29 protein-coding genes are annotated in these 20,233 nt (G+C 52.0%); 19 read left to right on the top strand and 10 right to left on the bottom strand.

Annotation, left to right across the window (positions count from 1 at the left end):
* Positions 1-195: 195 nt before the first annotated feature.
* Positions 196-492, bottom strand: coding sequence for a YlcI/YnfO family protein (locus tag SP99_RS25155; protein ID WP_014072029.1), 297 nt, complete (start codon positions 490-492; stop codon positions 196-198).
* Here SP99_RS25155 and SP99_RS25260 point away from each other — a divergent pair.
* The 19 genes from SP99_RS25260 (at position 377) to SP99_RS24790 (ending at position 12,417) form a co-directional block, all read left to right on the top strand.
* Positions 377-898, top strand: coding sequence for a host cell division inhibitor Icd-like protein (locus tag SP99_RS25260; RefSeq protein ID WP_312845097.1), 522 nt, complete (start codon positions 377-379; stop codon positions 896-898). The genes SP99_RS25155 and SP99_RS25260 overlap by 116 nt on opposite strands.
* Positions 891-1,076 (top strand): hypothetical protein, encoded by a 186-nt coding sequence (locus SP99_RS20085; protein WP_047723482.1) that lies wholly within the window; start codon positions 891-893, stop codon positions 1,074-1,076. The genes SP99_RS25260 and SP99_RS20085 overlap by 8 nt, the downstream gene beginning before the upstream one ends.
* Positions 1,069-1,290: a hypothetical protein gene (locus SP99_RS20080; protein WP_006178882.1), complete on the top strand. Its 222-nt coding sequence runs from the start codon at positions 1,069-1,071 to the stop codon at positions 1,288-1,290. The genes SP99_RS20085 and SP99_RS20080 overlap by 8 nt, the downstream gene beginning before the upstream one ends.
* The gene (locus SP99_RS20075) at positions 1,287-1,655 is read left to right on the top strand and encodes a hypothetical protein (protein ID WP_014072026.1); all 369 of its coding nucleotides are present in this window, start codon (positions 1,287-1,289) and stop codon (positions 1,653-1,655) included. The genes SP99_RS20080 and SP99_RS20075 overlap by 4 nt, the downstream gene beginning before the upstream one ends.
* On the top strand, positions 1,652-3,016 hold the full coding sequence (locus tag SP99_RS20070; RefSeq protein ID WP_063162758.1) for a helicase RepA family protein: 1,365 nt from the start codon (positions 1,652-1,654) through the stop codon (positions 3,014-3,016). Before SP99_RS20075 ends, SP99_RS20070 begins: the two co-directional genes overlap by 4 nt.
* A 214-nt stretch (positions 3,017-3,230) precedes the next feature.
* Positions 3,231-3,467: a hypothetical protein gene (locus tag SP99_RS20065; protein WP_045357828.1), complete on the top strand. Its 237-nt coding sequence runs from the start codon at positions 3,231-3,233 to the stop codon at positions 3,465-3,467.
* Between the two features lie 171 nt (positions 3,468-3,638).
* Positions 3,639-4,424 carry a hypothetical protein gene (locus SP99_RS20060; protein ID WP_045357826.1) on the top strand — a complete coding sequence of 262 codons (786 nt, stop codon included), beginning with the start codon at positions 3,639-3,641 and terminating at the stop codon, positions 4,422-4,424.
* Between the two features lie 275 nt (positions 4,425-4,699).
* On the top strand, positions 4,700-5,866 hold the full coding sequence (locus SP99_RS20055; protein ID WP_047959569.1) for a phage major capsid protein: 1,167 nt from the start codon (positions 4,700-4,702) through the stop codon (positions 5,864-5,866).
* Between the two features lie 51 nt (positions 5,867-5,917).
* Complete coding sequence (locus tag SP99_RS20050; protein WP_019077813.1) at positions 5,918-6,478, top strand: HK97 family phage prohead protease; 561 nt, start codon at positions 5,918-5,920, stop codon at positions 6,476-6,478.
* A gap of 1 nt (position 6,479) precedes the next feature.
* Positions 6,480-7,715: a phage portal protein gene (locus tag SP99_RS20045; protein ID WP_045357820.1), complete on the top strand. Its 1,236-nt coding sequence runs from the start codon at positions 6,480-6,482 to the stop codon at positions 7,713-7,715.
* Positions 7,712-8,050, top strand: a complete 339-nt coding sequence (locus tag SP99_RS20040; protein WP_023304516.1) for a phage head closure protein — start codon at positions 7,712-7,714, stop codon at positions 8,048-8,050. Before SP99_RS20045 ends, SP99_RS20040 begins: the two co-directional genes overlap by 4 nt.
* Entirely contained in the window at positions 8,043-8,336 is a 294-nt protein-coding gene (locus SP99_RS20035; protein WP_001549740.1) for a head-tail connector protein, read from the top strand. The genes SP99_RS20040 and SP99_RS20035 overlap by 8 nt, the downstream gene beginning before the upstream one ends.
* Positions 8,336-8,803 carry an HNH endonuclease signature motif containing protein gene (locus SP99_RS20030; RefSeq protein ID WP_047959568.1) on the top strand — a complete coding sequence of 156 codons (468 nt, stop codon included), beginning with the start codon at positions 8,336-8,338 and terminating at the stop codon, positions 8,801-8,803. Before SP99_RS20035 ends, SP99_RS20030 begins: the two co-directional genes overlap by 1 nt.
* Positions 8,772-8,924: a hypothetical protein gene (locus SP99_RS25145; protein WP_086598403.1), complete on the top strand. Its 153-nt coding sequence runs from the start codon at positions 8,772-8,774 to the stop codon at positions 8,922-8,924. The genes SP99_RS20030 and SP99_RS25145 overlap by 32 nt, the downstream gene beginning before the upstream one ends.
* Positions 8,925-9,054: 130 nt before the next feature.
* On the top strand, positions 9,055-9,411 hold the full coding sequence (locus SP99_RS20025; protein ID WP_000113647.1) for a phage terminase small subunit P27 family: 357 nt from the start codon (positions 9,055-9,057) through the stop codon (positions 9,409-9,411).
* Positions 9,395-11,056, top strand: coding sequence for a terminase large subunit (locus SP99_RS20020; RefSeq protein ID WP_047959567.1), 1,662 nt, complete (start codon positions 9,395-9,397; stop codon positions 11,054-11,056). Before SP99_RS20025 ends, SP99_RS20020 begins: the two co-directional genes overlap by 17 nt.
* Before the next feature lie 13 nt (positions 11,057-11,069).
* Positions 11,070-11,684, top strand: coding sequence for a tail assembly protein (locus SP99_RS20015; RefSeq protein WP_047959566.1), 615 nt, complete (start codon positions 11,070-11,072; stop codon positions 11,682-11,684).
* Positions 11,681-12,031, top strand: a complete 351-nt coding sequence (locus SP99_RS20010) for a hypothetical protein (protein WP_226814029.1) — start codon at positions 11,681-11,683, stop codon at positions 12,029-12,031. Before SP99_RS20015 ends, SP99_RS20010 begins: the two co-directional genes overlap by 4 nt.
* Before the next feature lie 50 nt (positions 12,032-12,081).
* Positions 12,082-12,417 carry a lipoprotein gene (locus tag SP99_RS24790; protein WP_131798041.1) on the top strand — a complete coding sequence of 112 codons (336 nt, stop codon included), beginning with the start codon at positions 12,082-12,084 and terminating at the stop codon, positions 12,415-12,417.
* 66 nt (positions 12,418-12,483) lie between these two features.
* Here SP99_RS24790 and SP99_RS20005 read toward each other — a convergent pair whose 3' ends face one another.
* The 9 genes from SP99_RS20005 to accC form a co-directional block, all read right to left on the bottom strand.
* The gene (locus SP99_RS20005; protein ID WP_014072012.1) at positions 12,484-12,738 is read right to left on the bottom strand and encodes a hypothetical protein; all 255 of its coding nucleotides are present in this window, start codon (positions 12,736-12,738) and stop codon (positions 12,484-12,486) included.
* Between the two features lie 39 nt (positions 12,739-12,777).
* Positions 12,778-13,542, bottom strand: a complete 765-nt coding sequence (locus SP99_RS20000; RefSeq protein ID WP_047959565.1) for an abortive infection family protein — start codon at positions 13,540-13,542, stop codon at positions 12,778-12,780.
* A gap of 168 nt (positions 13,543-13,710) precedes the next feature.
* Entirely contained in the window at positions 13,711-14,007 is a 297-nt protein-coding gene (fis, locus tag SP99_RS19995) for a DNA-binding transcriptional regulator Fis (RefSeq protein ID WP_000462905.1), read from the bottom strand.
* Positions 14,008-14,030: 23 nt separating this feature from the next.
* Positions 14,031-14,996, bottom strand: coding sequence for a tRNA dihydrouridine synthase DusB (dusB, locus tag SP99_RS19990; protein ID WP_047959564.1), 966 nt, complete (start codon positions 14,994-14,996; stop codon positions 14,031-14,033).
* Positions 14,997-15,326: 330 nt separating this feature from the next.
* Positions 15,327-16,067, bottom strand: coding sequence for a carbonic anhydrase (locus SP99_RS19985; protein WP_025756649.1), 741 nt, complete (start codon positions 16,065-16,067; stop codon positions 15,327-15,329).
* Positions 16,068-16,196: 129 nt separating this feature from the next.
* Positions 16,197-17,078, bottom strand: coding sequence for a 50S ribosomal protein L11 methyltransferase (gene prmA / locus SP99_RS19980; protein ID WP_025756650.1), 882 nt, complete (start codon positions 17,076-17,078; stop codon positions 16,197-16,199).
* A gap of 11 nt (positions 17,079-17,089) precedes the next feature.
* A complete protein-coding gene (gene panF / locus SP99_RS19975) occupies positions 17,090-18,538 on the bottom strand; it encodes a sodium/pantothenate symporter (protein ID WP_047959563.1) in 1,449 nt (482 codons plus the stop codon).
* On the bottom strand, positions 18,528-18,770 hold the full coding sequence (locus tag SP99_RS19970; RefSeq protein WP_047959562.1) for a YhdT family protein: 243 nt from the start codon (positions 18,768-18,770) through the stop codon (positions 18,528-18,530). The genes panF and SP99_RS19970 overlap by 11 nt, the downstream gene beginning before the upstream one ends.
* A 107-nt stretch (positions 18,771-18,877) precedes the next feature.
* Entirely contained in the window at positions 18,878-20,227 is a 1,350-nt protein-coding gene (accC, locus tag SP99_RS19965; protein WP_003860388.1) for an acetyl-CoA carboxylase biotin carboxylase subunit, read from the bottom strand.
* Between the last annotated feature and the right edge of the window lie 6 nt (positions 20,228-20,233).

Raw genomic sequence — 20,233 nt, 5'->3', positions numbered from 1 at the left:
TGCGTCAATGGAGCGGTTACGTGAAACTACCCAGAAATTGGGCTGTTTAGGGTGTACGGCATTGGCGCATACCCAATCTCCCGAAACTTCGGGAGAACTGGAACAGAGTGCCGGGTGTACTGCAATGCAGCATACCCCGGGAAAATCCCGTAGTTTCGACCGTTATCCAGATATCGGGTATCACTCCTTGTCTGCTTACTTGGCCTTCCTGCGCTGGAGTTCGTCACGAACAACGCTGATAAGTTGTCCGATCTCTTCGGAGGCTTTGACTCCAATCTTTTCTACCTGCGCTAGCGTATCGAGGGAAGAAACAAGGATATTTTCCCCGTTTCCTTCTGCTTGGCGTCGGGCGATCTCCCCGCGCATGGCGGCTACGATGAACGCTGCATTGCTTTCGTCGTTCCGTTTGACGGACTCCATTCCCTCTATGACATCGTGTGGGATGCGGGCGGTTAATGATTGTGACTTCGTGTTTTTGGGGCCTGTAGCCATCTGCAATCCTCCGTATGCTGGTGTAAGACAATATACACAGAATCAGTCTTACACAAAAGCATTGACATGTAAGCCACCTAAAAATAAAGTTACTTACACCTTGGTTGATAATCAGGGTACAGAAAAGACGAAGCCCGCTGGCGCTACCAACACCAACGGGCCTCTAACCAAACCGTTATCTGAGGTAACAGCTATGGCTTTCAAGAAGTCTACCCAAACTCGCCCGGAATTTACATGGAGATTTCTCTCCGCTTCTGAGCACTACCCTACCGCCAAACCATTGGTGATCTACGTCAACGCATCCAGCGAACAGGAGGCCCGCGAGACTATGCCGGGGGTAAACCTCATTTTTGCTGCTCGCCTGCCATTTCATGATCTTCGGGTTGTGGAGGTTTGCCATGCGTGAATTAACCAATAAAAGCACGTCAATAGCCTGTGAACTGGCTGCGTTGTTGATGGTTGTCGAGGAGTGCGACGTAGATCAGGTTGAGCGTGAAAACCTTATCAGTCTGGCCAGACGAGTATCGGATCAACTGGCGGCAAGCATGGTCGAGCAGAATTCAAAGGGGGCGCTCAATGGATAACCTTTATACCTACAAGAGCGATCAGGACTTATTGACCACTGCTCAAGAGGTTTCGGCTCTTCTTTCGTGTGCAGCTTTTGTAGCTATAGCGAACGATGAAAAGAAGCGCATCCACCTGATGGCTTTAATGGATATTGCATCGCGCTTGGCTGATGATCTGGCTAACGCTTTGGATAAGTCATTCGTCCTTCCAGCTGAAGGGGAACGCAAATGATCAGTAACGTGAAATTCAACGAGCTGGCTAACCGCGTTGATCTGCTGGTTGAAAAGATTTTGCATCTTGAGGCACAGGTTAAGTCACTCACCGATAGTCAGGGAGGAGAAATCCCTCCGGGTATGACGCCAGTAGCAACACTGGCCGCTGAATACGGTATCTCAACCAAAAAGGCTGAGGAGTTGGCGAAAAACACAGGGGTGATGCTGGTTAAGCTGAAATCTGGCGGGTTCGTTGCGCCTGATGAAAAGTTCAGGGAAGCGGCTCGGCTGGTGTTGCGCAGTGCTAAGCGCAAATATGGCTCTGCGTACTGGTTCCATCCTCTGATCGGCAAATTCCAGATGAGCGGGGGCATTCCAAAATGACGGTACAACTGACAGCTGTAGAAACTGTATCTGATGCCTTGTTCACCTGTTCGTATCTGTGGGCGCATGGCAAGCAGTACAGTCGCAGCGATTTGGATAAAGCCCTCCACCAGCATAAGGACCCCACTACCCGTTACGGAAAGCTGGTGGCTCGCCTTAACCAGATAGCAGCAATGCCGTATGAGGAGCTTTGTGATGCCGGGTATCTCGATACGGACCGCAAACAAATGATTACCGCACGGCGTTCAGTGCTGGTGGAAGAGATAGGCGAAGGGGAAATGAATGCCATGCTGTCTGACGTGCAGCGCATTCACCGCGTCTTCCCTGATGCTGGTGCAAAGTTCAGGACAAAGCTGCCTCTCTCTCGCGGTTCTGAGGGATTTGATATCCGTCAGGACTATATCCTTAAACACTTTCTGCCAGCGCAATCACTGTGCAGCATTTACGGTCCCAGCGGTTCGTATAAGAGTTTTCTCGCTGTATCGTGGGCCTGTCACATCGCTGCGGGTCTTCCATGGGCGGGGAAGAAGGTCACTCCCGGCGCGGTGCTGTATGTGGTTGGTGAGGGGGGCGTAGGCGTTCCCCGGCGTATAAAGGCTTGGGAGCAGGCGCACGGCATACAGGCAGACAACCTCTGGCTGGTCAATCGTCCGGTGTTCCCTGTGCGTGAGTCAGAGGTAACGGAAGTGCTTCTGGCTGCCAGGCAGATTGAAGCCGAATGTGGTGTACCGGTTCGCATGGTGGTGATCGATACGCTGGCCCGTTGTTTTGGTGGTAACGACGAGAACGACGCTCGTGATATGGGGGCGTTTATTGAGGGGTGTGACGTTATCAAACAGAAAACGGGTGCAACGGTGCTGGTTGTACACCACTCCGGCAAAGATGAGGGGAAGGGGGCTCGTGGTTCCAGTGCTTTCCGCGCCGCGCTTGATACCGAGTTTAATGTTAAGCGTGAAGGAGATGGAAAGGCGCTTATTCTGACCTGCACCAAGATGAAAGATGCTGAGGAGCCAGAGCGTAAGGCGTATGACCTTAGAACGGCAGAGCTTTATACCGATGAAGATGGTGAGCTGGTTTGCTCTCTGGTGGTGCACGATCAGCCGAGAGAGGCTAAAGAGGTTGAGCCTGAACTGGCCCATGTCTCCCGTCTTAGCGATAACCACCATGCACTATGGCAGGCAGTTCGCAGCCGAACAGCTAAGGGGGAGCCATGCACTATCTCCGTCATTAAAGACGATCTGCGTGCATCACTGGGGGCAGATAAAGTGAGAAAGTCATTCCCGCGCTGGCTGGACAAGCTTGAGAGTGAGCAAATTATTCGCATCGAGGGTGAGAACCTTTACCCGGTAACGATTGAGTAAATGCGGCGGGAAATGCGGCATGTGCGGCATTTAGTATGTTTTATGACCAAATGCCGCACTTAGTCCCTGTATACACGCGCTAAGTGCGGCATTTCACTAAAACCCCCGTCATTACTGGGTTTGCGTAATTTTTTGAGAAAACTGGTGCGGCGCTAAGTGCGGCATTGCCAAACGCGGCATCAAATGCGGCAAGTTAGACAAACAAGGAGAATTTATGCCTATTACGATTCGTGAAATAAAGGAACATTACGATTATTATGGGCTTCATGATATGAGCTCTATGTCAACGGCAGAGTACCAACAGATACTAGCTAATGGTGCCCTGTTCTGGATAGACCATCATGGTTTTTTGAGGAGTACGTTTTCTGATGAGATCTTAGCGACTAATGGTGTACAGTTTGATGTTCTTCTCAGCCATCTGCAAGAGTTGAGGAGCAAGGTTGACTCCTAAAAGTTGCTAAAATTTGTACGACATATGCCGATACTTTTGATGAAAATGGTGAAGAACATACGAAAAAATATTAAGCATATATTTCCCATATAAGGTAGTATCACACTCCTCAGATGCTTATCATCTGTTGATGGAAATTATGTTGTTGATCTTACTGAAGAAAACTGACAGATGACTACAGCTTTTGGGAAAACATGTAGCTTTTGGGCGGTTGACTCTCGTTGGTCATACAAGCTGGATAACACACCAGATGACACTCATCCCACGCAAAAATTTGTTGTTGCAGACTCTGAGATAACAATTTTTGCTGGTGATGAAAACCCGATTCTGGTAGAACAGGCAGTGATCCTTGAGCTCATTACCCATGAGCAATACTTTCAGCTGATAGCCAATCTGACCGGTGAATCGCTAGAATCCATTACTGTTTCTGAGGCTGATGGTTCGATCATAGATTTCAGTGGCAGCCATTTTTATGGTGAAGAGAAGCAACAGCCGCAAAAGCAAACGCATTTACATTACATTGGGAGTGGAGGATCACATGCTTGTGATTATTTCTACTACTCTTGTAAGAAGAAAAAATTTTTGAGCTCTCAAGGTTGTAACGTACTTGGCGCGATGAGTTACGCTTCGTACAAAGATAGAGCTACTGGTGGTGCAACCAAAGTTAAGATTTGGACTCCATCGAATAACTACGGGAACGTCGAGCGGTACGATCAAATCGCTACCGGCGACATACCCGCATATCATTCATACGTTTCTGAAAAGGTACATAGCATGCTTACTCAGCTCAATCATCAGAATGATTTGCAGTTGAGCGCTGACAGCTCCATTCCAAGTGCTCGCTGCTCTTCAAGCACGCAAGAAAACGGGAATCTTCGTAAAGTTTCTTTCGCATCTGCTGTTCGTCGACAGCAAAACCGCGATGAGCGTAAGCGAGCGCGTGCTGAAGAACGTTGATTTAAAAACCCAGCTTGGCTGGGTTTTTTTATGTCTGCACTACCCCCATGCTTTATTCTTTTGTAAATAATATGTTCGCCATTGTTCGTTGCTGTTTATGATGAAAATCATGCATTTACTAAGAAATCCTTATGTATATCTTTAAGAGTGGCACTCAGACGTGAGCCGCCACTGGCCGTCAGGTTTTTTGCCCTTCAGACAGGCTCCTTTACTGACGGCCTCCCCTCCAAGCGCTGGTTTCACGTCTCAACGTTAATTGTTACGGAAACCACTCCATGAAGAAATTACTCGAATTACGCCAGCAGAAAGCCGCACTCAAAACACAGATGCGTTCCATGCTGGACAAAGCCGACACCGAAAAGCGCAGCCTGAACGAAGAAGAGGGCAAAAAGTTCGATGAACTCCGCGCCCAGGCTGATGCGCTTGAAGTTGAAATCACCCGTCTTGAAGCCGTCGCCGACGATCAGCGCAATCTGCCAGGTACTTCCGTTGAAGGTGAGCCAGTAAGCAACGACGAGCTGCGCCACTACATCATGACCGGTGATACCCGCTCTCTCTCCACGCTGGTGCAGGCTGACGGCGGTTATACCGTTATCCCTGAGCTGGACAAAGAGATCATGCGCCAGTTGCAGGATGATAGCGTGATGCGCTCGATCGCAACGGTGAAGACCACCAAAACCAACGAATACCAGAAGCTGGTATCTGTGGGCGGCACTACCGTTAATCGTGGTACCGAAGGTGAGGCACGTACCGAAACCAGTACGCCGAAGATGGAGCGCGTTGATATCAAACTCAACCCGATCTACGCCTACCCGAAAACCACTCAGGAGATTCTCGACTTCTCCGAGGTGGATATTCTGGGCTGGCTGTCTTCTGAAATTGCTGACACCTTCACCGCTACCGAAGAAAGTGACTTTGTGAACGGCGACGGTGATAAAAAATCCAAAGGGTTCCTGTCTTACCCTCGCGCGGCCACTGCCGATAAAGCCCGTCCGTTCGGTACGCTGGAGAAGATGGAATTCGCTGACGTTTCCTCTGATGGTCTGATCGACCTTCTGTATAAGCTGAAATCCAAATACCGCAAGAACGCCGTATGGGTGATGAATTCCAACACCGCCGCCAAACTGCAAAAGCTGAAAAACGGCAACGGGGATTACATCTGGCGCGATCGTCTGGTTGCCGGTTCTCCCGATACGCTGCTGGGCCGTCCTGTTCAGTATCTGGAAACCATGCCGGATGCGGATGCGGGTAAAGCGTTCCTTGCGGTTGGCGACTTCAAACGCGGCTATTTCATCGTGGATCACACCACTGGCGTGCGTACCCGTCCTGACAACATCACCGAACCGGGTTTCTACAAGGTGCATACCGATAAATACCTGGGCGGCGGCGTGGTGGACTCCAACGCCATCAAGGTGCTTGAGCTTTCCGGCTCCGGTTCCTGATTTGACGTTTAAGGGGCTTCGGCCCCTTTTTGCCCTCTGTGGAGTCCAGTAATGAAAACAATCGATTTTGAAATCCGTACCTCCGAAGTGAGCGCCAGCAACAAAAAGCTGGTGGGCTATGCCGTGCGCTGGAACAGTCTCTCAGAAATTATCTGGGACGAGTTCCGTGAGCAGTTTGCGCCGGGCGCATTTAAAGACAGCCTGGCATCCGGTAGCGATGTGCGTGCGCTGTACGAGCATAACTATACCCAGCTGCTGGGCCGCACTAAATCCGGCACGCTGGTGCTGTCCGAAGACGATACCGGGCTGCGCTTCGAACTGACCCCGCCGAATACCCAGCTTGGCAACGATGTGCTGGAGCTGGTGGAGCGCGGGGATATCTCCGGCATGAGCTTTGGTTTCCGGGCGCTGAAAGAGGCGTGGGATATTGCTCAGTCTCCATACCTGCGCACTGTTACCGCTGCCGAACTGCGGGAGATTACCGTTACCTCTATGCCTGCTTATCCTGAGTCTGGCGTGGAAATCGCGCACCGTTCGCTTTTCTCCCAACATCCTGAACTGCGCCGCGCTGGCGATAACCGTCGCCGCTGGGCTGAGTTAGCGGGGCTTTGATATGTGGAATATCTGGCCGTTTGGCCGTAAGTCTGAACCCTCTGAGCAGCGCAGTATGACCATTGATGAGTGGCTGGCGATGGCAGGGATTCCTAATACCGGATCAGGCGAGTATGTGTCTGCGGGTACTGCGGAATCTCTGCCTGCGGTCATGAACGCCGTATCAGTTATCAGTGAGGCGGTGGCAACAATGCCCTGCTATCTCTACCGCGTCCGTAATGATAATGGTCGTGAGGCGCGAGAATGGCTGAGCAATCACCCGGTGGATTTTCTCCTGAACGAGCAGCCGAACGACTGCCAGACGCCTTACCAGTTTAAACGCACGATGATGCGTCACTGCCTACTTAATGGTAACGCCTATGCGGTGATCCAGTGGGGCCGTGACGGCCAGCCGCAATCCCTGCATCCGTATGCGCCGGGGGCGGTTGTTCCTGAGCGTATCGGCCAGCATAAGTACAAATACACTGTTACTGAGCCGTTTAGCGGGGCTGTGCGCACCTACTTGCAAGAAGAGATTCTGCACCTGCGCTACTCGACCGATGATGGCTTTATGGGGCGTTCTCCGATCTCCATCTGCCGTGAGGCGCTGGGGTTAGGTCTTGCACAGCAGCGCCACGGTGCCAGCATTATGAAAGATGGCATGATGGCGGCGGGTGTGGTGGTCACTAAAGAGTGGCTCGACAGCGTGAAGGGCAAACAGGCAATGGATGCTCTGGAGCGCTACAAAGGGGCCAAAAACGCCGGGAAAACGCCGATCCTTGAAGGGGGGATGGACTACAAGCAGCTTGGCATGAGCAATCAGGATGCTGAATGGCTGGCCTCACGTCGCTTCACCATTGAAGACATTGCCCGCATGTTCAACGTGTCGCCTATTTTCCTCCAGGAATACAGCAACAGCACTTACAGCAACTTTAGCGAAGCGAGCCGCGCATTTCTTACCATGACCATGCGCCCGTGGCTGGCGAACTTCGAACAACAAATCAAATCTGCGCTGCTGGTGGCCTCTCCGGTTCCGGGAACCCGCTACCAGGTGGAGTTCGACTCTGCTGACCTTCTCCGCGCCACGCCAACCGAACGTTACGCCACATATGAGCGCGGCATTAAGAACGGGATCATGAACCCGAACGAAGCCCGTGAACGTGAGGGGATGCCGCCGCGTGAAGGTGGTGACGAATTCAGCCAGGCATGGAAGCAAGAAGTGAAGATCAGCAAAGACGGCAAGGAAGGTGACGAATGAGAGCCGGAAAGATGAAACGCCGCGTTACCTTTCAGAAGTCTGAATCTCACCGCGACCCGACTGGTCAGGTTATCTATGAATGGGCTGACCTTGCCACCGTCTGGGCTGAAATTCGAGCTATCAGCGGGCGTGAGCGCATGTCTTCCGGGGCACTTTACTCCGAGGCTACAGTGCGAATCTGGACGCGCTACCGCGACGATATAACCACCGCAAACCGCATTCTGTACCGCTCGCCAAACGTCCGGGGGCAGGTTTACGGCATTGTGGCCGTAATTCCTGATGTGGATCACACCCGGCTTGAGCTGCTGTGCAAGGGAGGCATTTTCAATGAGTGAGTTAATCGGTCTGGAAGAAGCAAAGCTGCATTGCCGTATTGATGACGATTATGAAGACACGCTGATACAGGCGTACATCGAAGCTGCGCTGGAGGTCTGCCAGAAGCATATTGGCAAGCGATTTGATAACGGTCTGGAGTTCACCCCTGCTATCAAGATTGGCTGTCTGATGTACGTCTCTCAGCTGTACGAGTACCGCACGATGATTGGTGACACCGACGCCAAAGAAATACCGATGGCTGTCTCTGCGTTGTGGTCTGTCTACCGAGATGTGGGGGTGTACTGATGCCGTGGCAACCACTACGCCGGTGCACAGAGCCGGGATGCAATAAGCGGGTGAAGTCTGGCAAGTGTGACGAGCATAAGCGGGAAGCGTGGCGGGCAGAGGATGCCAGACGCGGCCACCGTCGCGCCCGTGGCTATTCAGCCTCATGGGAGAAGTACCGCGCTCAGTACCTTAAGCGCTATCCGCTGTGCGTTGAGTGTCAGAAGCATGGCCTCTACGTTCCTGCAAAGATTGTCGATCACATCATCCCTATCACCGGCGGTGATGATGTTCTGTTCTGGCCTGAGTGGAATCACCAGCCGTTATGCCAGGTGCATCATAACCAGAAGACCACACAGCAAGACCCAACCACCAAAGCGAAGCGCAAAGCAGGGTTGTACCGTGAGCAGGAAGAGCGTGCAGCCCGTCGCAATGACTGGATGTATGAGGCTGACAATGACCGAGCAGGAACAGCAGCGGCTGATTAGTGGGCTGATAAAGCAGCGCGAGGCATGGCAACCTGCCAGACAGAGAGCGCACACGAATCCCGTAGCAAAGCGCATGAGTGAACGTGATCGGGAGGTGATGGAATGCTTCCGCAACCGCTGACAGGCGGCATGGGCGGGGTGGGGGAGGTTTTAAAGACAACCCCCCTGCTGCAAGGCACCGCCTGCCCCCTCAAATTTTTACGCACGGTGATTTTTTTGAAAATAAAACGCGATGGAAACGAGAAATTTTTATGGCAAGACCACCAAAACCGCCCGCTTACCTTGATGAGTTAGCCGCGCAGCAGTGGAAGGCGAAGGCAAAGCAACTGGCCGAACGCGGGGATCTGACTCCCGCCGACTGGAACAACCTTGAGCTTTTTTGCGTTAACTATTCGATGTACCGCAAAGCAGTGGAAGACCTTGCCAGCCGCGGATTCAGCATTGTTAACAGCCAGGGCGGCGAGAGCCGTAATCCGGCGCTTAGCGCAAAGGCCGACGCTGAAAAAATCATGATTAAAATGTCGTCGCTGCTGGGCTTTGATCCAGTAAGCCGCCGCCGTAATCCGGTAGAAACGGAAGAGGAGGACGAGCTTGACCGTCTGGAATGATTACGCAAACGCCATTAAATCCGGTGAAATTCCGGCCTGTAAGCGCGTAAAACAGGCCGTTGAAAGGTACTTTTCAGACCTGAATGACCCCCGTTATGAGTTCGATACGGCGACCGTGGAGCGGTTTATTGCTTTCTCCCGGCTCTGTCCACACGTCAAAGGCCCGCTGCGCGGCCAGCCTATAGAGCTGGAGCCGTGGCAACAGTTCGCCTTTGCTAATCTGCTGGGCTTTAAGAACAGCGAGTCAGGGCGCCGGAAGTACAGCAGCGCATTTATTGAGGTGCCGCGTAAGAACGCCAAATCAACCGTGGCCGCCATGCTGGCTAACTGGTTTCTGGTGATGGAGAAGGGCCAGCAGGATATCTACACGGCGGCGGTGAGTCGTGATCAGGCCCGAATCGTATTCGACGATGCCCGCCAGATGTGCCTGCTGTCAAAACCGCTGAAAAAGCGTGTCAATATCCAGGCACATAAGGTCATTTTCCCGAAAAACAACAGCCTGTTAAAGCCTCTGGCGGCGAAAGCGGCCACCATTGAGGGGACTAACCCCAGCCTGGCGATTGTCGATGAATACCACCTTCACCCGGATAATGGTGTTTATTCCGCGCTTGAGCTGGGTATGGGCGCACGTCCGGAGGCGATTTTATTCGCTATCACGACCGCCGGGAGTAACGTTGTCTCTGCCTGTAAACAGCATTATGACTACTGCTGCCAGATTCTGGCCGGGGAAGAGAGCAACGATTCGCTGTTTGTCCTGATCTACGAACTGGACGACGAAAGCGAGGTTGAGCAGCCTGAAATGTGGATCAAGGCTAACCCTAACCTGCATGTGTCCGTTGATGCGGCGAAACTGGAATCCACTATCCAGAAAGCGCGGGGCATACCGTCGCAGTGGGTCGAAATGCTGACCAAGCGTTTCAATATCTGGTGCCAGGGCTCCACGCCGTGGATGGGGGCCGGGGCATGGGATGCCTGTGCGCTCGACTATACCGAAGAAGACCTTGCCGGGATGGAGTGCTACGCCGGGTTTGACCTGTCCTCTACCAGCGACATCACCAGCGTAAGCTACGCGTTCCCGTTCGACAGGGAGATCAGACTCCTTACCCGTCATTATCTGCCGGAAGCACAGTTGCTTAACGTCGCCAACAAAAACCGCGCCATCTACCGCCAGTGGGTAAAAGCGGGCTGGATACGCACCACGCCTGGCGACTGCATCGACTATGACCGCATCCGTGACGATATTCTGCGCGATGCTGAAACCTTCAATATCCGGCTGGTGGGTTTCGATACGTGGAACGCCACGCACCTGCGCACCCAGCTACAGGGGGCGGGGCTTGATGTGGAGCCGTTCCCGCAAACCTATCTCAAATTCAGTCCGGTGGCGAAATCCTTTGAGGTGTTCGTTAATCGCAGAGTGGTTCGCCACCGTGGCGATCCGGTTCTGGCCTGGGCGATTGGGAACGTGGTGATGGAGTCTGACGCCAACGCCAACATTAAGCCCAACAAGAAGAAATCCTCTAACAAGATAGACCCGGCGGTATCCGCGCTAATGGCGTTCGGAACCTTCCAGGCTGAGCACGAGGATTTTGCTTTCGACATGAGCGACAGCCACAAACAACGGCTGGCGACATTTAACGGTATCTGACTGGAGTAGAACGATGAATACAGCTAACAATGAAACACTTGCTACCATCCGTATGTTTGGCCCGCTAGGTAAGACCTTCGGTAAAACTCACCAGCGCCTTGTAAGGACTACGCATGAAGCTTTTCGGGCTCTGGCCGTAACAATTCCCGGATTCGAAAAATACATGAATACAAGTAGAGCTCGCGGTTTAACGTATGCGATTTATGTCGGGAAAAAGAACATTGGGGCAGATGACCTGGAATTTCCGAACAATGGACGCGAGATTCATATCGTTCCGGTGGTAATTGGAAGTAAAAAAGCAGGGATGTTACAAACTATTCTCGGCGCGGTACTAGTGGTAGTAGGGGCAATTGGGGTTACGGTTGGTCAAGCATGGGGTGGCGGAACATGGGGGCCCGTTGCCTGGAAACTTGGAGCGGCCATGATCGCTGGCGGTGTTGTGCAATTACTTTCTCCACAACCTACTGGACTTGCAAGCAAACAAAGTGCGGACAATAAGGCTTCATACGCATTTGGCGGCGTTACGAATACTGCTGCACAAGGTTATCCGGTACCATTGCTTTATGGAAAGCGCCGTATCGGCGGTGCAATCATATCGGCAGGTATCTATGTGGAGGATCAGCTTTGACAAATCAGATGCTACTCTGGCCGGAAGGTGAGGTATTTACCCGAGAGGTATTAATACCAACGAAATACGAGCCATTGCCGGTGGAGGTAACTTACATTGTTCCTCCTTTCGATAAGGTTGTGGAGACATGGCAGAACAGGGACCCGGCGAAGGCCTACGCTCTTTTTAGACAGTTCATTGTTGACTGGGATCAGCAGGACAAACTTACCGACGAAATACTTATGTGTTTTCTGACAGCTTACCCTGGTACAGATCAAGCTATTTTTGCGGGTTGGTGTGAGCATATGAAGGCGCATCTTGAGAAAAATCAAGAGTCATTTATCCATTCGCCAAACACTATTAATTAAGCCTGCATATCCGTTATGCGGTTGGATTCAAACATAAAGAAGGGGATGAAGTGAGAAAGATATTTTCCTTGTTTGTCGCATCGATTTTACTGGCTGGTTGTTCAGTAGACACTATTACTAGCAAACCTCCAATTTTCACTGGTAAAAGCCCAAAAAATCCAGCTGCGGTAGTTCGCTGCTTGGCACCCAAGATGTCAGATTTGAACCCATCGGCAACAACAATGGAGACTGAAACGGGCTACAGAATAGTGGTATCAGTTTCTGATGTAGGTGCTTCAGTTGTTGCCCTGGTGGATGCTGACGGTGAGGGCTCAGAGGTCAGAATGCACGCATTTACAGCCGGATATGGAAACCCATGGGGTAAAATGGCTATGGCCTGTCTTTAGTTATGGCTTCGCCCGTGAGTTTAAAATTTTTAATTAATATTGCGGGCTGATCGAGCCCGCATTTTATTACAGTTTGTTGTACATTTTTGCTGCGAAATCATGAACTGCCTGAGGAATATCCGAAGGGGTGCCTAACATCGTTGGCGCATCGGATACAAAGAACATTATTGCATCTTTGATTTCTTCGAAAGTAGGTGTAGGGGATAGGCGCTTGAGGTTTGACACCGCCCGTTTAAATTCAGCCGCATCCATCGGATGGGGGCTAAACCAAGTTGGTCGGTCGGCCCAACATTTCACTGCTTTTTTTACCTCAATGTTCATTTGTAACTCCTTGAATTTTTTTGCCATGTGAAATGAAAATTAATCAGCGTCCTTTCTATGTTGCCAGGTACTTATCAAAAAGAGCGCCATGGAGCCAGAGAGATTCACAGCGAGTTCAGCGTGACGCGGAGAGGGTTTAACGGCCGCTCTGTTCTTACCATGGGCATCTCCCAAACGGTTACGGAGAGTACCAAGTCCGTTCACAACAGCGGAACACCCGCCTAATATTTGCTTAAAAATACTTTCTGAATGCTGATCGCTAGAAAGATTTAACTCTTTGGAGACGAGCTTGTAGAGTTCAGACATCTCAATATTTTTATTGTTATAGGGGACGTTCATATCATCCAGGATGTGCTTACAGACTGTTTCTAGCAACGTTCTGGCCGAAGTTATTGCTCCGTCTGGATCTGTTAGTCTGCGCTCTAGAGCTTTTGTCCAAACAGCATGGACCCCGTCAGTATCAAAAGATTTGAAAGCATCCGTAATTACTTCATCTGCTGGTGCTCGGTTCTTGCCTTCTATGAAGTCGAGCAAAGGGGTGAATTCGGCCCAGATGTAGGTACGGCGCTCAGCATATGAGGGGAATTTGCTTTTGATAAATTGCCAGAACTGATCGAGAGATCTGCTTTTACGCACAAAGCTGGGCACTAATGACTTATAGAGCGGATTATCAAGAAAGTAATTTCTCAACTCTGCATAATCATCAGCAGGCGTTGTGCCGTTCGTTGCAGTGCTAATCATGATTAACTGGAGATGTTCTGCTTTCTCGCTATCGTCCAGCAGCTCTTCCATTACCGAAGCCATAAAATCCCTCTGATATTGTGCGTTGATTTCTGATATTCAACATCAAGGTTTAATGTGGTTCAAGGATGTTCAGCGGCCTGTGCAGTCAGTGGTGCAGTCAGTTAAATAAAAAAGGCGCGTCCCCATGCCGAAGAGCGCCTTTTTAAACAAGCATTTAACTGACTAGTATCAGTTCATGCCGTATTTTTTCAGTTTCTTACGCAGAGTACCACGGTTGATACCCATCATCAGCGCAGCGCGGGTTTGGTTACCGCGGGTGTATTGCATCACCATGTCCAACAGTGGCTGTTCAACTTCAGCCAGTACCAGCTCATACAGGTCATTAACATCCTGACCATTCAGTTGAGCAAAATAGTTCTTCAGTGCCTGTTTAACCGAGTCACGCAGGGGCTTTTGAGTTACCTGGTCCTGAGAGTTAACGGTAGAAACGGTCAGTACGTCAGAATTTACGCGTTGTTCGAACATAGTTCTGTCAGCTCTTTATTTCATTACGCAAGATTTTCGAAGTATGCCTCCAACGCCTCCAGCTGTACGCTGGCATCCTCTATGGCGTTGAATGTGCGCCGAAACTGGTCATCTGGAGCATGCTCCTGGAGATACCAGGAGACGTGTTTACGCGCAATTCGGTACCCTTTTGCCTGACCATAAAAGTCATGCAATTCCCGAACATGCGAACAAAGCAAGCGCTTAACCTCTGCCAGTGGCAGGGGGGCAAGCAGCTCCCCAGTGTCCAGATAATGCTGGATTTCCCGGAAGATCCAGGGTCTTCCCTGAGCGGCACGTCCTATCATCAGAGCATCAGCTCCCGTATAGTCGAGCACAGCTCTGGCTTTACGCGGGTCAGTTATGTCGCCATTCGCGATAATCGGAATGGAAACTTTCTGCTTAACTGCCCGAATGCTGTCGTATTCAGCTTCACCGTTGAACAAACAGGCGCGAGTGCGTCCATGAATGGTCAGGGCCTGAATGCCACAGTCTTCGGCCAGTTGGGCAATTTCTACACAGTTACGGTGTTCCGGCGACCAACCCGTGCGAATCTTCAACGTAACAGGAACGTCCACTGCGCTGACAACCGCCGTCAGGATAGATTTCACCTGGTCGGGGTATTGCAGAAGGGCTGAACCTGCAAGCTTGCGATTCACCTTTTTGGCCGGGCACCCCATATTGATATCAATAATCTGGGCACCACTTTCCACGTTAATCCGCGCGGCATCTGCCATCTCTTCAGGCACGCTTCCGGCAATTTGCACGGTGCGGATACCTGGTTCATCAATGTGCACCATCCGAAGGCGGGATTTATCGCTTTCCCAGACCTGCGGGTTAGACGACATCATCTCGGATACGGTTAAACCGGCTCCCATCTCATAACACAGCGTCCTGAACGGCCGGTCTGTTATACCTGCCATTGGGGCTGCGATCAGGCGATTTCTAAGCTGGTGGTGTCCGATGCGCATGAGTTAAGAAATGACCATACTGTGACTGCAAGGCGGCGTATATTACGCATTTTTTGCACGAGATGAAAGGCCAAACTTTGAACAATCCACTGTTATAGATCATGGAATCGCCGCTCTGTCTTTCTGTTAAAAATTATTCACTATTTAAATCATTATGTTAGGCGGGGATGGTTATTTTATGGACGCTTACAATTTACCGTAACTTCTCGTCATTTCTGAATAAAAGCGTCACTGAAGCGGGATATTCTGCTGTTTTTAGCAGCAGTTTATCCCGCTTCTTTGCGATCTGCGTCGCATTTTAGAAGATGATCGTATTGCGAGAAATGCCTCTTATTCGACCACTACACGTCCATGCAGAGACTGTACCGGACGGTTATTATCGTGATGCATGGTATGGGTAAACTTATCGAGCTGTTCTGCGGAGACTGTCATCGGGTGCTTAAGCACAATCCAGGTGACACCTTCTGAACACGGAGGGGTGGTCAGTGAACCACTAAAGCGGAAGTACGTTTTATCTTCCGGCAGCAGCGTATTCAGGTTGAGATCTCCTTTGATGGAGACGTTCTGCTCGGCCAACTGAGGCATCACGCTCCACAGCTTTTCAAGCTCCGGGTTTGCGGCGCCTTTATCGAACATCACCGCAACCACCGTCAGCTCCCCTGCGGCATTTTTATGAACCAGGTGCATTTCCATTGCATATTTCTTGCCGTGAACGGTGTTTTCGCTCGGAGAGTGGAAATGGAACTGTTGTAACGTCCAGGTTTGCTTATCCAGCGTGATCGTATCGCGGGTGTCAGCCGGTTCACTTGCCTGAATGGTGTGGCCATTGTTCGTCAGCGTCACGGGGCCATCAATGTAGTGCGTTTGGAGCGGGGAGAGATGGGCGTCCAGGGTCGAATCAATATTAATCGGCGACTGGTTCATTCCTTTCTGACAGGTCTTGTATGCCTCGTCCAGTTCGCCCCAGTGTTCCGGTGATTCCTTCCCTTCGTAGCCCCAGTGTGATGCGAATGCTGAAGCCGTAACCATGCTCAGCGCCAGCAGCGCTGCCTTGCCTGTAATGTGTTTCATCATATTCTTCCGGTGAATTTTTGTAATACAAATCAACATGATTTGTGTGGATATTTTACCGGAGAATGAGTAGAGGAATGAAGCCGATCGGCAGGGAAAGCGGCGTGGTCAGATGACCACGCCAAAAGCTTATTTTTTACGGCCGGTGATACGGCACCACTCTTCTTTTTCCACCACCGGGTCGAGAGTGAAGAGATCGGCATAGGCTTCGCATACGCTGTCAGCCTGGCTTGCCAGAATGCCGGAGAGCCCCAGCAGACCGCCCTCAACGGGCAGCACGCTGATTAACGGCGCCAGCTCGCGCAGTGGACCCGCCAGAATGTTTGCGACTACCACATCGGCTTTCATGGCGTCTGGTTGCGCGTCCGGGAGATACAGCTCCAGACGATCGGAGACGCCGTTGCGCTCAGCATTATCGCGGCTGGCCTGAATCGCCTGTGGATCGATATCGATCCCGATGGCTTTTGCCGCGCCCAGTTTCAGTGCGGCAATGGCGAGGATCCCGGATCCGCACCCGAAGTCGATCACTGTCTTACCGTCAAGATCCAGGCCATCCAGCCACTGCAGGCACAGGGACGTAGTTGGATGGGTGCCTGTACCAAACGCCAGGCCCGGATCGAGCATCACGTTAACGGCGTTTTCATCAGGGACTTCACGCCAGCTCGGACAGATCCACAGACGTTTGCCGAACTGCATAGGGTGGAAGTTATCCATCCACTCGCGTTCCCAGTCTTTGTCTTCCAGCTGTTCGATTTTGTGAGCAAAGCCCGCGCCCAGCAGCGGATGGTTTTCCAGAATGGCGACCACTTCTTTCATGTCAGTTTCGGCATCAAACAGGCCAATAACGTCGGTGTCGCCCCACAGGCGGGTTTCGCCCGGCAGTGGCTCAAAGACCGGCGTGTCATGCGTGTCCTGGAAGGTGATAGAGACCGAACCGGCCTCCATCAGCGCATCGCTCAGTTCCTCGGCGTTAGCGCCGGTTGTGTTCAGTTTTAGTTGGATCCACGGCATGGCAAAACTCTTTATTTATCAGTAGAAATCACAGGTTGTGGGACGGGCTGACCGAAACGGTTGCCCACCACAAACGCCAGTAAACTTAGCAGTAACGAAGGCACAATCGGATGGAAGCCCAGGTACTGAATTTTAAACGTTGCGAGAACGGCATACAGCACACCGCCGACAATCATGCCGCTCAAAGCGCCCGCAGCATTCGCCCGTTCCCAGTAGAGCCCTAACACCAGCGGCCAGAGGAAAACGGCTTCGAGGCCGCCAAACGCCAGCAGATTCAGCCAGATGATCATCTCCGGCGGACGCCATGCGGCAAGCAGCAACAGCGCGCCTAATACCAGCGTAATTACGGCAGACATGCGCTTTAAGCGTCGTTCGTTTTCCATCTGCTCAGGACGCAAATTCAGATAGAGATCTTTGATAATCGTAGCGGAACTTTGCAGCAGCTGAGCGTTGATGGTCGACATAATGGCAGCCATCGGCGCGGCAAGGAAAATCCCGGCAGCAAACGGTGGCAGCACTTTCACCATCAGGGTTGGGATCACCAGATCGGGCACGGTGAGGTCCGGAATCACGGCCCGTCCTAATGCTCCTGCCAGATGCATTCCCAGCATCAGTATTGCCACCACAATGGTCCCGATAATAATCCCGCGGTGGACCGCTTTACTGTCCTTATATGAGATACAGCGTACGGCGGTATGCGGCAGACCAATAACCCCGAAGCAGACCAGCACCCAGAACGAGGTCATAAAGGTTGGCGAAAGGATGTCATCTGCGCCCTCCGGAGCGACCAGTTTCGGGTCAATCGCTTCAAGGGTTTCCACAGCGTGGCTCAGCCCACCTGCTGCATGGACAACCCCCACCAGCAGCACGATGGTTCCGATGAGCATCACCATGCCCTGCATGGTGTCGTTCAGCACGCTGGCGCGGAATCCACCAAACGCCGTATAGAGCGCGATACTGATGCCGAAGATAAGCAGGCCCGTTTCGTACGGGATCCCTGCTGCGGTTTCCAGCAGACGGGCTCCGCCGATAAACTGCACCGTCATTGCGCCAATAAAGGCGATCAGCAGGCTAAGACTTGCCAGCCATACCAGTAAACGGCTGCGATAACGGGCAAACAGCATGTCGTTTAGCGTCACGGCGTTATAGCGACGCGCCAGGATAGCAAACTTCTTGCCGAGTATCCCCAGAGAGAGCCAGACGGCCGGAAGCTGGATCATCGCCAGCAGCACCCAGCCTAATCCGTATTTATAGGCGGCACCGGGACCACCTATAAACGAACTGGCACTGATATAGGTGGCTGTAAGCGTCATCGCTAAAACAATGCCCCCCATCGAACGGCTGCCGAGGAAGTATTCGTTCAGAAAGGTGCCGGTGCTCCTTTTACGCATGGCATACACGGACAACCCAAACACGACCAGCAAGTAAGCGATCAGTGGCAGAATGACTTCAAGCTGCATCGTCGTCCTCCAGGGAAATGTCGCGATAAATGAACTTCACCATTGCCCAGCAAAGGAGGATGAAGATCAGCGGTACGAGCAGGCAGGCCATTTCAAACCAGTGCGGCAGGCCGGTAATACCGATACTGGAGTCAGGTAAGTAAGCGGTTACTAACCATGCAGCAAGATAGAGAAGGGTCAGCCACAGCGCCCAGCGCGCTTCTTTATGGGCCTGAACAAAACGTTTGTCCATTGTTTGTCCCTTGTGGATGAAGAAAGCGGGGATTGTACATGATGAGGCTTTCCTGGCCCCAGAAATAAAAAAGGCCGGAAATCCGGCCTTTTTGCAACGCTGCTTTATTACTTCTCGTTCAGACCGAGTTTTTTCTCCAGATAGTGGATGTTGGTACCACCATTCTGGAAGTGCTCATCGCTCATGATACGCATCTGCAGATCAACGTTGGTCTTGATACCGTCGATGATCAGTTCCTGCAGGGCGTTCTTCATGCGGGCAATCGCCACGTCACGGTTTTCACCGTAGCAGATAAGCTTGCCGATCATCGAGTCATAGTACGGCGGTACAGTGTAACCGGCGTAGATATGAGACTCCCAACGCACACCAAAGCCACCCGGCGCGTGGAAACGCGTGATTTTACCCGGGCTTGGCAGGAAGGTGTTCGGGTCTTCGGCGTTGATACGGCACTCGACCGCATGGCCTTTCACCACAACTTCTTCCTGCTTGATGGACAGCGGCTGGCCGGCAGCAATACGCAGCTGCTCTTTGATCAGGTCAACGCCGGTGATCATTTCGGTAACCGGGTGTTCAACCTGAATACGGGTGTTCATCTCAATGAAGTAGAACTCGCCGTTTTCGAACAGGAACTCGAAGGTACCCGCTCCGCGATAGCCGATATCGACACACGCTTTGGCGCAACGCTCGCCGATGTAGCGACGCAGTTCCGGGGTGATGCCCGGTGCAGGTGCTTCTTCAACCACTTTCTGGTGACGACGCTGCATGGAGCAGTCACGTTCTGCCAGATAGATAGCGTTACCCTGACCGTCTGCCAGCACCTGAATTTCGATGTGGCGTGGGTTTTCCAGGTATTTTTCCATGTACACCATGTCATTGCTGAACGCGGCTTTCGCTTCAGCTTTGGTCATGGAGATGGACTGCGCCAGTTCAGCATCGCTGCGCACAACGCGCATACCGCGACCGCCGCCGCCGCCGGACGCCTTGATGATAACCGGGTAGCCAATGCGTTTCGCATGAGCACGGTTAGCATCCATGTCGTCGGTCAGAGGGCCGTCAGAGCCTGGTACAGTTGGAACACCGGCTTTCTTCATCGCGGTGATCGCGGACACTTTGTCGCCCATCAGGCGGATGGTGTCAGCTTTCGGACCGATGAAGATAAAGCCAGAGCGTTCAACCTGCTCAGCAAAGTTGGCATTCTCAGAGAGGAAGCCGTAACCCGGATGAATTGCCACCGCGCCGGTGATTTCAGCGGCGCTGATGATAGCCGGGATGTTCAGATAGCTTTTTACGGACGGAGCCGGGCCAATACAGACCGTCTCATCCGCCAGCAATACGTGTTTTAAATCGCGGTCCGCGCTTGAGTGCACAGCGACGGTCTTGATGCCCAGCTCTTTACAGGCACGAAGAATACGCAGTGCGATCTCGCCGCGGTTGGCGATAACAATTTTATCCAGCATGTTCGC

The organism is Enterobacter sp. BIDMC92 (genome assembly GCF_001030225.1).
Classification (GTDB): Bacteria; Pseudomonadota; Gammaproteobacteria; order Enterobacterales; family Enterobacteriaceae; genus Enterobacter; species Enterobacter sichuanensis.
The sequence above is the reverse complement of the archived record's forward strand: the minus strand, read 5'-3'. Positions and strand labels throughout refer to the sequence as shown.